The 13,217-nt window shown below is 61.1% G+C and carries 12 protein-coding genes; 7 read left to right on the top strand and 5 right to left on the bottom strand.

Annotated features, from left to right (window positions below; translation table 11 throughout):
- Positions 1-55: 55 nt before the first annotated feature.
- A complete protein-coding gene (locus ACOOHD_RS17330) occupies positions 56-2,326 on the bottom strand; it encodes an aconitate hydratase (protein ID WP_420459134.1) in 2,271 nt (756 codons plus the stop codon).
- A gap of 239 nt (positions 2,327-2,565) precedes the next feature.
- On the opposite strand from ACOOHD_RS17330, the gene ACOOHD_RS17325 reads away from it, so the two are divergent.
- The 3 genes from ACOOHD_RS17325 to ACOOHD_RS17315 all read left to right on the top strand — a co-directional run bounded on the left by ACOOHD_RS17325 (position 2,566) and on the right by ACOOHD_RS17315 (position 6,247).
- The gene (locus tag ACOOHD_RS17325; protein ID WP_420459133.1) at positions 2,566-3,150 is read left to right on the top strand and encodes a hypothetical protein; all 585 of its coding nucleotides are present in this window, start codon (positions 2,566-2,568) and stop codon (positions 3,148-3,150) included.
- A gap of 244 nt (positions 3,151-3,394) precedes the next feature.
- Complete coding sequence (locus ACOOHD_RS17320; RefSeq protein WP_420459132.1) at positions 3,395-3,985, top strand: hypothetical protein; 591 nt, start codon at positions 3,395-3,397, stop codon at positions 3,983-3,985.
- 42 nt (positions 3,986-4,027) lie between these two features.
- A complete protein-coding gene (locus ACOOHD_RS17315) occupies positions 4,028-6,247 on the top strand; it encodes a TonB-dependent receptor domain-containing protein (protein WP_420459131.1) in 2,220 nt (739 codons plus the stop codon).
- A gap of 2 nt (positions 6,248-6,249) precedes the next feature.
- Here ACOOHD_RS17315 and ACOOHD_RS17310 read toward each other — a convergent pair whose 3' ends face one another.
- Positions 6,250-7,119, bottom strand: a complete 870-nt coding sequence (locus ACOOHD_RS17310; RefSeq protein ID WP_420459130.1) for a transglutaminase-like domain-containing protein — start codon at positions 7,117-7,119, stop codon at positions 6,250-6,252.
- 286 nt (positions 7,120-7,405) lie between these two features.
- Here ACOOHD_RS17310 and ACOOHD_RS17305 point away from each other — a divergent pair, with 286 nt between their 5' ends.
- Positions 7,406-8,383, top strand: coding sequence for a glycosyltransferase (locus tag ACOOHD_RS17305; RefSeq protein WP_420459129.1), 978 nt, complete (start codon positions 7,406-7,408; stop codon positions 8,381-8,383).
- On the opposite strand, the gene ACOOHD_RS17300 is transcribed toward ACOOHD_RS17305, so the two are convergent.
- The 3 genes from ACOOHD_RS17300 to ACOOHD_RS17290 all read right to left on the bottom strand — a co-directional run bounded on the left by ACOOHD_RS17300 (position 8,380) and on the right by ACOOHD_RS17290 (position 10,935).
- Positions 8,380-9,861: a helix-turn-helix domain-containing protein gene (locus ACOOHD_RS17300; protein ID WP_420459128.1), complete on the bottom strand. Its 1,482-nt coding sequence runs from the start codon at positions 9,859-9,861 to the stop codon at positions 8,380-8,382. The two genes, ACOOHD_RS17305 and ACOOHD_RS17300, sit on opposite strands and share 4 nt — an antisense overlap.
- 75 nt (positions 9,862-9,936) lie before the next feature.
- Positions 9,937-10,530: a hypothetical protein gene (locus ACOOHD_RS17295; protein WP_420459127.1), complete on the bottom strand. Its 594-nt coding sequence runs from the start codon at positions 10,528-10,530 to the stop codon at positions 9,937-9,939.
- Between the two features lie 48 nt (positions 10,531-10,578).
- Entirely contained in the window at positions 10,579-10,935 is a 357-nt protein-coding gene (locus ACOOHD_RS17290; protein ID WP_420459126.1) for a hypothetical protein, read from the bottom strand.
- Between the two features lie 219 nt (positions 10,936-11,154).
- Between ACOOHD_RS17290 and ACOOHD_RS17285 the strand changes: the two genes are divergently transcribed.
- The 3 genes from ACOOHD_RS17285 to ACOOHD_RS17275 are packed head-to-tail and all read left to right on the top strand — an operon-like array spanning position 11,155 to position 13,161.
- The gene (locus tag ACOOHD_RS17285; RefSeq protein WP_420459125.1) at positions 11,155-11,364 is read left to right on the top strand and encodes a hypothetical protein; all 210 of its coding nucleotides are present in this window, start codon (positions 11,155-11,157) and stop codon (positions 11,362-11,364) included.
- Complete coding sequence (locus ACOOHD_RS17280) at positions 11,361-11,702, top strand: type II toxin-antitoxin system PemK/MazF family toxin (RefSeq protein WP_420459124.1); 342 nt, start codon at positions 11,361-11,363, stop codon at positions 11,700-11,702. Before ACOOHD_RS17285 ends, ACOOHD_RS17280 begins: the two co-directional genes overlap by 4 nt.
- Positions 11,703-11,748: 46 nt before the next feature.
- A complete protein-coding gene (locus tag ACOOHD_RS17275; RefSeq protein ID WP_420459123.1) occupies positions 11,749-13,161 on the top strand; it encodes an ATP-binding protein in 1,413 nt (470 codons plus the stop codon).
- Positions 13,162-13,217: the final 56 nt, after the last annotated feature.

Below are 13,217 nucleotides of genomic sequence, written 5' to 3'. Positions count from 1 at the left end.
CGTTCCCCCACGGCTTGTGCGGGAACGGCGGTCAAGAGTCACGTTTTGCAAGCTACTAGGCGTGCGCCAACTCCTCGCGGATCTTATTGAGTGCGCTACCCGCCCGCACCCAGTCGATCTGGGCCAGGTTGTAGGTGTGCGCCACCTGGAAGGATTCTTGCGTACCGTCGGCGTGGTCGAGTTGTACGGTCAGGTGGCGGTCCGGAGCCATGGCCTCGAAGTTCACGATGCTCACCCTGTCGTCCTGCCGCACCTTGTCGTAGTCCTCCGGATTGACGAAGGTCAGCGCCAGCATGCCCTGCTTCTTGAGATTGGTTTCGTGAATGCGGGCGAAGCTCTTCACCAGCACCGCGTGTACCCCCAGGAAGCGGGGCTCCATGGCGGCGTGCTCGCGGCTCGAGCCCTCGCCGTAGTTATCCTCCCCAACCACGATCTGGCCGGTGCCGTTGTCGCGGTAGGTGGTGGCACTATCGGGTACGGCCATGTACTCGTTTGTGATGAAGTTGAGTACCTTATTCGTCTTATCGTTATAGGCGTTCACGGCGCCGATGAGGCAGTTCTGCGAGATGTTCTCGAGGTGGCCGCGGTAGGTGAGCCAGGGACCGGCCATGGAGATGTGGTCGGTGGTACACTTGCCCTTGGCCTTGATCAGCACCCGCATGTCCTGCACTTGCTCGGAGGTGATGGGCTGGAAGGGCTCCAGGAGTTGAAGGCGGTCGCTACTCTCATCCACCCGTACCTCGATGCCGCTACCGTCCTCGGCCGGGGCCTGAAAGCCGGCATCCTCCACGGCAAAGCCGTTCGGGGGCAGCTCGTAGCCGGTGGGCGGCGAGAGCTTCACCTCCTCGCCCTTGTCGTTGGTCAGCGTATCGGTCAGGGGGTTGAACTTCATGCTGCCACTCAGGGCCATGGCGGTGACCAGCTCCGGACTGGCCACGAAACCCCGCGTCTGCGGGTTACCGTCGTTGCGCTTAGCGAAGTTGCGGTTGAAGCTCGTCAGGATGGAGTTGGCCCGGTCGGGATCATCGGTGTGCCGCGCCCACTGTCCGATGCAGGGCCCGCAGGCGTTGGCTAGTACAGTGGCCCCGGTCTCCTCAAAAGCTTCCAGGATGCCGTCGCGCTCCACGGTGTAGCGGATCTGCTCCGAGCCCGGCGTAACGGTAAACTCACTCTTAAAGCGCAGACCCTTCGCCCGGGCGTCCTTAGCGATGTTGGCCGAGCGGTCCAGGTCCTCGTAACTGGAGTTGGTGCAGCTACCGATCAGGCCCACCTCCAGCACGGGGGGGAATTCAAATTTCTCCACCGCGGCGGCAAACTGCGAGATCGGAAAGGCCCGGTCCGGCGTGTAGGGCCCGTTGATGTGCGGCTCCAACGTATTTAAGTCGATCTCGATCACCCGGTCGAAGTACTTATCGGGATCGGCGTACACCTCGGCATCACCCGTTAGGTGCTCGGCCACGCCATCGGCTAGGGTAGCCACGTCGGCCCGGTCGGTGGCCTTTAGGTAGCGGCTCATGCTATCGTCGTAGCCGAAGGTAGAGGTGGTAGCCCCGATCTCGGCGCCCATGTTACAAATCGTACCCTTTCCGGTACAGCTCATGCTCTGTGCGCCCTCGCCGAAGTATTCCACGATGGCTCCGGTACCGCCCTTCACGGTGAGGATGCCGGCTACTTTGAGGATCACGTCCTTAGGGGTCGTCCAGCCACTGAGCTTACCGGTCAGCTTCACGCCGATCACCTTCGGCATCTTGAGCTCCCAGGGCATACCGGCCATGACGTCCACGGCATCCGCGCCGCCGACACCGATGGCGACCATACCGAGTCCGCCGGCATTGGGCGTGTGGCTGTCGGTACCGATCATCATTCCGCCGGGGAAGGCGTAGTTCTCCAGCACGATCTGGTGGATAATCCCTGCACCCGGCTTCCAGAAACCGATGCCGTACTTATCACTTACTGTGGAGAGGAAGTCGTACACCTCGCTATTCACGTCATTGGCACGCGCGAGGTCTTCGTCGGCGCCGGTTTCGGCCAGGATCAGGTGATCGCAGTGCACGGTCGAGGGCACGGCCACTTTATCACGGCCGGCCATCATGAACTGCAGCAGGGCCATCTGGGCGGTGGCATCCTGCATGGCCACGCGGTCGGGCTGGAAGAAGACGTAATCCTTACCGCGCCCGTAAGTTTGCAGTGGGCTCTCGGGGTGCAGGTGGGTATAGAGAATCTTTTCGGTCAGGGTCAGGGGCCGGCCCAGTTTTTGCCGCGCCTCGGCCACTTTAGCGGGCAGGGCGTCGTACACGCGCCGGATCAGATCAATATCGAAGGCCATAAGTTGCTGTAGTTTTTGTCGACTTTAATGCATGAGATGTACCCGGAGAACGCCGTCAGCCCAAAAAAGTCAACAAATGTACCGCATTCCCGCCTAGTACATGGGGCAGCCACAGCCTCCCGTCCGGCAGCCTACGAGTAGCAGGAGGCACAAAAACACGAGCAGTACGTACAGCGGGCGGGGCATGCAGCAAAGGTAAGCCGGGTGCGAAGAAAGGTGGTGCGTACTTTAGCCTGCCTATGGCCCATCCGGAACCTGATCGCCCCTATTTCTTGCTCGACGAGCAACTGGTAGAGGAGACTCGCTCTCCGGGTCAGGTAGCCAGGGCGACCCGAATCTTCGCGATCTGTTGTGTGGCTGCCACGATAGCGCAGATCGGCTATTCGGTCTATACTAACCTAGCGTTCGTCCTAGCAGCTCCCCCGGGCTTACCGCTGGTAGTGATCGGTACGATCGTTACGGCCACCGTAGTGGGTGTACTTAGTATACCCCTACTGTATGGGTGGAAATCGCTGGGCTGGTACCTCGCAGTAGGCTTTTTCACCTTCGAGGGTAGCTTTATCCTGCTACTCGGCAACCGCTACCTCTTGTTTGGAGAGCCCTTTTCACTGACGGACCTAGCGGAAAACTTGCTTCAGCCCGAGCTTGTACTGGAGATCGTCACCGCCATGTTTGCCTGTTGTCTCCCCCTGTTACTTTGCTGGCGGTCTACGGTTCGTAAGGCTTTCAGCGTCCATACTTCGCGGGCCATCGTGGTGGTTTTCTCCTGTCTGATTCTTCGGATTTTATTCTTTGTGATTACGTACGTGCTTTACCGGGGATAAGGAATCAAGTGGCCACCGACCCGAGCAGAACCGTCTTGCTCTCGTAGGTCGAGGCGTTGTACGCCGAGCAACGAAGACTTAGTCCACTCGGCATACAACGCCTCGACCTTGAATTCTGCGATATTCACGCTGTCAGGTCCGTTTCCTTAACGCATACTACACCCCCACCCCCACCGTTACTTTCCTACCGCTTCGCCCGCTTTTTGGCACCCGAAGCCACAGCTTTTCCCTATCCCTAACTAGCATGAAATACTGGCCCCTTCACACCCGTAAAGACTCCCTAAAGCGCGCCTACCTTTTCCTCGATGGACGTGGACTTGGCATCCTTCGCGTAGACCGCCCCCGGGCCCTGACCGCCATGCGCGCGCTGCAGGCCGGTGAGCTGCCCGAGGGGGCCGTACTCTTTCCCAATCGCCAACTACTGCGCGTGCGTTCCCACCACGACTCGGCTGCGGTGACCGTACGATTACATAAGGGCAAAACCCGCCGGCTACAGCTACGCTCGGTCCAGGACCGCGATCAATTGATCGAGCACCTCGGTAAGCACCCGGCGGTGTGGACCTCGGCTACCCACACTACGCCGATACTACAGCACAGTGCCCGCCAGCTGGCCCTGATCGCCATGCTGGGAGGGTTGTTCTGGATGTCTTACCAGACGGCCCTGACCACCAGTAGTGGCGAAAAACTAGCGACGCAACTGGCTATCTTCAACTGGGGGGGCACCAGCGTCCCCGCCCTCCCCTACCTGGTGGCTGTGGTGCTACTTGCTGCGGCGGCCTACAGCCTCTGGTGGCCCCGGCGGAGCAGAGAGGTCGACGAAATACTTTTCCAGTAGCCGAACGCCAACCGGATGCCGATGGCTCTCGTATGGTGATGTATGCTTTACCGAATTGTACTGCTCTTCGCCTGCCTACAGGCCACGGTTTACGCTCAGACCGGCCCGCTACGCGGTCAGGTAAATGTCCATGACGGAAGCCCGGCCGAGGGGGCCTACGTGCTGCACCTGCACTCCGACGAACACACCCACACCGACGCGCTGGGCAAGTTCACGCTCGAGGGCATCACATCCGGGGACTCCCTCCAAATATCTTACCTAGGCTATCAAACAGCCCTGATGGTGGCCCCCGCCGACGGCAACCCCCTGCGGGTACGGCTTGAGGAATCCTTCATCGACCTACGGACGGTGACCGTACGGCCCGGGGTGGCCGCCCTCAGCGTAGTGGCCGATATCGACGCCCAGCTGCGGCCGGTAAATTCCGCCCAGGACGTGCTGCGGCGAGTGCCCGGCATGGTGATCGGGCAGCACGCCGGCGGGGGGAAGGCGGAGCAACTTTTCCTACGGGGCTTCGACATCGACCACGGCACGGACGTAGCGATCTCCGTAGAGGGCATGCCGGTGAATATGGTCAGCCACGCCCACGGGCAGGGGTACGCCGACCTGCACTTCCTGATCCCGGAGACGATCCAGAAGATCGACTACGGCAAGGGGCCCTACTACGCCGAGCGCGGCAACTTTGCTACGGCCGGCTACGTCGACTTCGCACTGCGGGATGCGCTAGACCGCTCTTCGGTAAGCGTCGAACGGGGCTCCTTCGGCCTACTCCGCGGCGTGGGACTTTTCGACCTGTTAAGCCGCGAACGCAGCAACGCCTACCTGGCCACGGAGTATATGCTTACCGACGGGCCCTTCGTTTCCAGCCAGCACTTCAGCCGCCTCAACGTGATGGGCCGCTACACCGCCGAGCTCGAAAACGGCAACCGGCTTTCGCTGCTCGCCTCCCACTTCAGTAGTAAGTGGGACGCCTCGGGGCAGATCCCTGTGCGGGCCGTGGAGCAGGGACTTATCGGCCGCTTCGGGGCCATTGACGATACGGAGGGGGGCTACACTAGCCGCTCTAACCTGCTCGGCGCCTTCACCAGTGTGGTGGACCGTAGCACCTTCGTAAAAACTACGGCCTACTACAGCCGCTACGCCTTCGAGCTCTACTCCAACTTCACCTTCTTCCTGGAGGACCCCGAGAACGGCGATCAGATCCGCCAGGCGGAGGACCGCAACCTGTACGGGCTGCAGTCGGAGCTTACCCACACCTTCAGCGCCGGTGGATTAGAAGGACGCCTAAAGGCCGGCGTGGGCCTACGCTACGACGACAGCAACGACAATCAGCTTAGTCGCACCCGGAACCGCGAGGAGCTCCTGGAGCGGGTGCAGTACGGAGATATCGACGAGACTAATGTATTCGCCTACGCCGGGGCGGATTTCGAGCTCGGTCGCTGGCTGATTCATCCGGGGCTGCGAATGGACCAATTTGTGTTCCAGTACGTGAATAAGCTGCAGCCGACCTACGACCGGCAGGAGCAAAGGAAGGCGGCGGTGAGTCCGAAGCTCAACTTCCTCTATACTGCCAACCCCCGCACCCAATTGTACCTAAAGACGGGTATTGGTTTTCATGCCAACGACACGCGGGTGGTACTTGACCGGGGCGCGGCGGATATCCTCCCGCTGGCTCTGGGGGCGGACCTAGGGGCTATCTACCGGCCTACCGACCGGTTGTTTCTCAATGCAGCGCTCTGGTACCTGTATCTACAGCAGGAGTTCGTCTACGTGGGCGACGCCGGTATTGTAGAGCCCAGCGGCGAGACCCGTCGGTTGGGGGTTGACCTGGGGCTGCGTTACCAGCTTACGGACTGGCTTTTTGCCGATGCCGACGTAAACTACGCCCTGGCCCGGAGCATCAATGAGCCCGAGGGGGCGGATTACATTCCCCTTGCGCCTAACCTCACCGCTACCGGGGGGCTCACGGTCCTACGCCAGCGACTCAGTGGCGGTCTGCGCTACCGCTACGTGCGCGACCGACCGGCCAACGAGGACAACTCGATCATAGCCGCCGGCTACCTGGTCGTGGACGCCAATGCCAACTATCGCCTCGGTCCGCTTACCTTGGGTCTGGTCATCGAAAATGCGCTGGATACCGAGTGGGAGGAGACGCAGTTCGCTACCACCTCGCGGCTGCGCGACGAGGCCCTGCCGGTGGAGGAGATTCACTTTACGCCCGGTGCGCCGTTTGCGGTGCGGGGGACGGTGAGGTATCAGTTCTAGTCTTACTTCTTCACTGCCAGTCGCGGTGCCGCGTAGAAATCCGCCACCGAGCGGGTGTAGATGAACTTATCCATGGGGCGTTTGCGCTGAAAGCGGGTGGGCTCGGGGGCGCCCTTGGGGACCAGCATCAGCTGGGTCTTGCCCTCCCATGCCACCCGCTCGAAGGGCTCCGGCAGCTTACGCTCATCAAAGCGGACGTTGAAATAGTAGAGGTAGCGCTCGATGAAGTCCAGGTAGCGTTTCTGCCGGGTGGACTTTACCGGGCCGGCCCCACTGACGAAGGCAATCGACTGGTCGGACTGTAGGGCCCGCTTAAATTCTAGGGCATTGAGCGCCTTCCCGTTTACTACCGGCATTAAATTGAACTCACCGTCGAGCACGGCCCACTTACTTTCGTCGGCCAGCCACACTTCGGTGACCATATGACCGCCACCGGCTACGGCGGTTTCTACCGTTTTCTTCTTTAATCCCAGGCGGCGGGAGGGCATACCCAGGGAGCTCAGCGCGGCGGAAGCTACCGTAGAGTACTCTACGCAACGAAATTTGCGCCCGCTATCGGCCTCCTCCAGGATTGTCAAAGCGTCGCTACTGGTAGGCAACTTCTTGCCGTGGCCCTTCCACTGGCGGTTGGTCCAGTCGAGTACGCGTAGGGCCCGCTCGCGGTCGGATGTGGCGCCGGCTACTACCGTGGTCAGGTCGTGCCCGTCGCGCAGCTCCCGCAGGTAAGTATTGCCGCTGGTATCGGCGTAGGCAAAGGGGTAGCCCATAGTGGTCAGCGCGGGCTCGTGTTTGATGGCTTCGTGCTTGGTGACCTTGCAGGCGTTGAGTAGCACAAACAGTACGGGAAGGCAGACCAGGGTGATGGTACGCATGGGTCGATTTTTCACTTAGAGAGACGGGGGTCAAAAGACCTACCGTGGGGGGATAACGTGGCCGGGGGCATTTTCTTGCTTTTTCACCACGGCAGGGGGGTTGGCAGCTCCGCTGCTTTGGGGTGTACTACCGCAGAGGACGCAGAGGGCCACAGAGACGTCTTCGAAAACACCTCTGCGTTTCTCCGTGTACTCTGTGGTTGATTCCTTTACGACGCCAAGCACGGAGTGCGCAGGCGAAGTCATGCCATACTAGTAAAGACCCCCAAACCGTTTTCCCAGCTACATGCACACCCTCCTAGCCCCACTAGACTGGGGGCTCGGGCACGCCGCCCGCAGCCTTGCCCTGGCCCACCGCCTGGAGGGCGAGGGGCACCGCATCAGCTGGGCCGGCAGTGGACCGGCCGCCGAGATGCTACGCCGGGAGCTGCCGGTCTCGACGCCCGTGCACGAGCTGCCCTCCTACCGCGTGCACTACCGGAGCAAGTCGATGGTGTGGAACGTAGCCCGGCAGCTGTGGCACTGGCAGGGAACGATCCGGACCGAGCGGCGCGCTACGGCCGAGCTAGTAACCCGGTTGGGCGTAGAACGGATCGTATCGGACAGTCGCTTTGGGTGCTACGATCCTCGGGTGGAATCGGTGTGCGTAACGCACCAGTTGCACCCCAACACGGGCTTTGCACCCGCGACCGCGGCCTACCGGTGGCAGCTGCGGCACTTCGATGCGTACTGGGTGCCGGACCACGGGGGGCACGACCGGCTCAGTGGGAAACTTTCTTCCGCGCAGGGATATGAGAACGTGGAGTACATCGGGCCGCTACCGCACATCCGTGGCTCGGAGGGGGAGGCGCCCTATGATCTGCTGGCGCTCCTGTCCGGACCGGAGCCGATGCGGACGCGGCTGGAGGAAATCCTGCTACCGCAGTTGGGGGAATCGCCCCTGGACATCCGACTGGTGCGTGGCCTACCCCACCCCGGTACACCGGCGCTGAAGACGAATATCAGGATCCTACCCTACGCCGACACCCCTACCCTCTCCCGGCTGCTGACGGCCGCCCGCTTCGTGATCGCCCGCCCGGGCTACTCGACGCTGATGGACCTGCGGGCCCTGGGGAAGCCGGCCATTTTGATCCCCACGCCGGGACAGACCGAACAGGCCTACCTGGCGCAGCGGGCGCAGCTGCAGGGCTGGGCCGTGGCGGTGATGGACCAGGAAAAACTGGACCTCGGGGCGGCGGTGGCGCGGGTGCGGCAATTGATTTAGCTGGACCGCTCGAGCTCGCGGAGGGCGGCCTTGGTAGCCCGGTAACGCTCCCGTTTTTCTACCACCACGGGGGCGGCGGCCCGTACGCGGCAGTCGGTAATGGGGCAGCGCTCGCAGGTGGTGTTGACGACGACGCGGGGGATGGCTGGGTCGTGGAGGAAGGCGACCGTCTCGCGCAGGGCATCGGTAAGGAGTAGGCCCAGGGTAACGCTCACGTTTTTACCCTCGCGGGGGTAGTCGGTGCGGGCCAGGGTGATGCAGAGGTACTCGTCATCGGTGCCGTAGTAGTGGCTGCGCTGGGCCTCGATGCGCAGATTTTCGCGGGGGTCGGCGCTGAGCTCGCGCAGCAGGTGCAGGCTTACCCAGCGGCGGCAGTAATGCTCGGCCAGGCCGTTCTCGTGGGGGTGGTGACGGCGGTTGAGGTGCAGCTCCTTGTCGATGACGAAGTGGTCGGTGCCGCGATCGTGGACGAAGCGCAGGAAAAACAGCTCCGGCAGGCCGAAGAACCGTGGGATGACGTTGGTGAGCCGGTGGTAGAACATCTCCGGCGTGGCGTTGAAGCGCTGCATTAGCCCTAGAAAAGCTGCTGGATCCCACTCCGGCAGGGCAAAAAAGCCGCGCAGCTCCCGCGTGAAGGATTCCAGGGGCAGGTGCAGCGCGACGCTGAAGTAGGTGGCCTTGCTGTGGTTAAGTACCTCCTCGAAGACGCGGCCCTTGAGGATACTACTGGTGTTGGCGCGCTCGGTTAGCTTGAGGTGGTTGAAGGCCAGTTCCTTGCCGAACTGAAAGCCGCGCTGTACGGGGGTGAGTTTGCCGTTGAGGAGTAGTCGACCCGTGGCGGGTTGGTAGACGGAGCGCAGGCCGGCCAGCGCGGGCTGGCGGTCGAGTCCGTCGGGTACGATCTCGTAGCCGAAGCGGTCCTCAAGGAGCTCACCCAGGATGCGGGGGGGCAGCGGACGGATGGCGGGAAGCTTATACTGCTCGGCGAAACTGACCACGGCCTGCTCCAGCTCCGGAAAGTAATTGGCGTTGAGCTCCAGGTAGGAGCGCAGGGCAGCGAAGTAGAAGTTCTCTTCCCGCAGCGCGTAGCTGCGGCTGATCTCCAGCAGCGTGCTGATGAAGGCTCCGACCTGTAGGGGGGCGGCGGCGATGATCTCGGCCACCTTGCTGAGCTCGATGCCGAAGAGCTCCAGGGGCAGCTCATTGAGAAAGTTACTCTGTAGGAGCTGGCTTACGGGAGCTAGTTCGCGTCCTAGCTCGCCGTCCGTCAATTCCTCAGTGGTGGTACCCAGGGCAGCGGCTAGGCTAGCGACCTTCTCCTGTTTAGGGAATTTTTTGCCCTTCTCAATCTCGTTGAGGTAGGAGAGCGAGATGCCCGTAGCCTTCGACAACTGATCGAAGCTGTAGCCCCGCTGCTGGCGCAGCTGCTTCACCTTCAGCCCGAAAATGATGCGCTCGTTGGCGGTCTTTGCCCTCATCGTCGGGGCAATTTACACTATGTGTAGCGAATTTTCGCTTTACCCAAGCGTCCGACGCTTGTAAGCGTCGGACGCTTACTCCCACTCCAGTGTTTGCACGATGCGCAAGATGTCGTCCTTGACGTAGGCGATTACCGGGCCGAGGGAGTCGGGGTTCGGCTGGGTCTCGAAGTAAAGGGCCCCGCGCAGGAAGTGCTCCGTGCTATCGGTCAGAAAGAACTGAAAGGGGCTCGCCGCCGGTCCGGCAATATCGAAGGCCACGCCGTGTACGCGCGCTGAATCACGGTGGATTACGATCTCCTGAATGTCGCTAGCCCGCTGGTTGTGTACACCCACCAGTTGAAAGGCCTCGTCGCGCAGTTCCTCCCACTGCTCCGGGCTGGATATGGGATAGTACGAGAAGTGCAGCGTGCCATTGAGTTGGGGGGCTAGTTTGAGATTGAACCAGCAGGGATCGGCCGGCGCCTCGTCGAAGTAGCTCGTCTCCTGCACTAGGGTGGTCGAGGCTGGCCGCTCGAAGGTGAAGGGGCAGTAATCGGCCCCCAGAGCGGTGTACTGCCGGGCCGGATACTCGACGCGGGGGTAGGACCGGGGCTTGGGCACCGGCGGCACCTCCTCGCTACAGCTCGCCAGAAATAGAACAAGGCCCACAAGCATCAGCATACGCATGGGCAGCTAACGCTTGGGGCCTCGGTAAGGATTGTGGGGGTGATAGTTTTACTTCCAGTCGCTGCACCTGATGCCGGCGGCGGACTTTACGATCACCTGCTGGCGCAGGCGCTTCCCCTGCTTGACCGTCAGCAGGTAGCGGCCGGCGGGTACATCACGCAGTTGCATACTCAGGGCGTAGCCATTGTGCTCCTTGATACGGGTCTGGTGGTGGGTAGTGCCGTCGAGCTGTTTGAGGGTGATCACGGTACGCTGTTTCTGCAAATTGACCAGCTTCAGATTGAGCCGGAAGTCTTCCACCTGGGTACGGGTCACGAGTGGGTCGGTGACTCCATCAGTAGTGACGCCTGCTTTGACAGGGGTAAGCGCTGCGGTAAAGAGAGCGAGGAATAAAAGAGATTTCATGGTATATAAATTTATTGCTCCGGGAGCAGAATGAAGTAATATCACGAAAGTCAATCCTGCGGCCCAACCCACCAACTTTTACCGATTAACCACCGGCCTCGCTCGACCAGTTTTCCCGCTAAGCGCCGTACGCCACTGTGTCCCGACACCGTACCGCCACCTAACCCGGGCGGATTGTCGCAGAGCTGCACCATTCGGTCGATCGCGCGTTGAATCTACATGCAACTGACGGACGTAACCCTCGACGGTCTGGACCAAATGGCCAAACTGGAGCTACTGCACCTGCTGCTCAACGACCTGCACCGCAGCGGTTCGCTGAGCACCGAGACCATGATGAGTATTGCCAGCGACGTCATGCTGCTGGAGTACCGGGAGGACCAGGACCTCCTCTGTTTTGACTGCATTGACCACGAACACGAAGAAGAATGAAGCGCGGAGAAATCTGGCTGATCAACCTTGATCCTACCGTTGGTGCCGAAATTGCCAAGAAGCGCCCCGCCCTCATCATCAGTGAAGACGGCATCGGCCGGCTGCCGCTGCGTATCGTCGCCCCAATCACTAACTGGAAGCCCCACTACCGCGTCGTACCCTGGATGGTGCACCTGCCGAGCAACGAGACCACCCACCTGGATAAGGAAAGCTCGGCCGACTGCTTCCAGACCCGTAGCATCAGCGAAAAACGCATGATCCAGAAGATCGGCCAGGCCACCGACGAGCAGATGGCCCTGGCCGTGCGGGGGCTGGAATTCGTCTTCGGACTCGACTAACCGTTGGACGCTTAAGAAGCGTCCAACGGTTTAACACCATTTTACTATGCAACAACTTGAAAAACCCGCCGACCTCCTCCAGCAACTCCGCACCTTCGACATCTTCGGGGGGGTAGACGATGCGGCGCTAACGTGGCTCATCGACCAGTCGACCTACGTGATGTACCCCAAGGACAGTATGATCTTCCGCAACGGGGAAAAGGTCGAGCACATGCAGGTGATGCTCCGGGGGGGCTACGTGATCCGCCGCGACAGCGACGGCCGCAAGCAGGAGCTCGGTATCTGGAAGGCGCCCTACGTATCCGGTGTCCTACCCTTCAGCCGTATGAAGGAGACGCTGTCCGAGGGGGTGTGCATCGCCGACACCTACGTGCTCCTCCTACACAAGGACTGCTTCGTCGAAATGGTCAACACCAGCTACGACCTTACTCAGGCCCTGGTAGCGGTGATGACCAACCGGGTACGGGACTTCCAGCAGATGCGCCTAATGGACGAAAAGCTCATGGCCCTGGGTAAGATGAGTGCAGGCCTGGCCCACGAGCTCAATAACCCAGCCTCCGCCATGGTACGCGCCAGCCAAGAATTGCACAAACACCTCGTGCAGACGCCGGAGCGCTTTAAGTCGGTAGTGACCATGCGGGTCACGCCGGAATCGGTCGATGAGGTGAACGCCGTACTTTTCGATCGCATCAACTATGCCAAGGAGGGCGAGGAGCTCAGTCTGATGGAGCGCGAGGAGCGCAGCGACGAGCTCACCGACTGGCTGGAAGACCACGGCGTCACGGAGCTGGACCGCATCGTAGATACCTTTGTCGATTACGGCTTCGAGGAGCAGCACTTTGAGGCCATCGCAGCGGCCATCCCCGCCGAGGCCGTGGCACCGGTGATGTGGTGGATCGAGACTAACCTGACCACCGAAACCCTGGTCGGCGAGATCCAGACCGCCAGCGGCCGCATCGCCGAGCTCGTCAAGTCCATCAAGACTTACAGCCACATGGACCAGGAGCCCAGCCTGGAGATGGTCGACGTGCACGAGGGCCTCAGGTCGACCGTGACGATGCTCACCCACATGATAAAAAAGAAAAACATTACGCTCTGTAAGGACCTCGCCCACGACCTGCCGCGCGTCAAGGCCCTGGCCGGTGAGCTCAATCAGGTGTGGACCAATCTGATCTCCAATGCCGTCGACGCCCTCCCGGCCCAGGGCGGTGACCTAATCATCCGTACTTTTCAGGAGCGCGACTGCGTGTGCGTGGAGGTGGAAGACAACGGCCCCGGCATCCCCGATGCCATCCAGAGCCGCGTCTTCGAACCATTTTTCACCACTAAGGGCATCGGGGAGGGCACCGGTATGGGACTCGACATCGTGCGCCGCGTCATCGACCACCACAACGGCTCCGTAAAGTTAGACAGCGAGCCTGGGCAGACGGTATTTCGGGTCTGTTTCCCGATCCAGTAGGCGATTCGCGGTTTGGTGTTGTTCCACGTACACCGCACCTGCGACCCCGCCCCTTA

This window comes from Neolewinella sp. (genome assembly GCF_965214665.1).
GTDB lineage: Bacteria > Bacteroidota > Bacteroidia > Chitinophagales > Saprospiraceae > Neolewinella.
The sequence above is the reverse complement of the archived record's forward strand: the minus strand, read 5'-3'. Positions and strand labels throughout refer to the sequence as shown.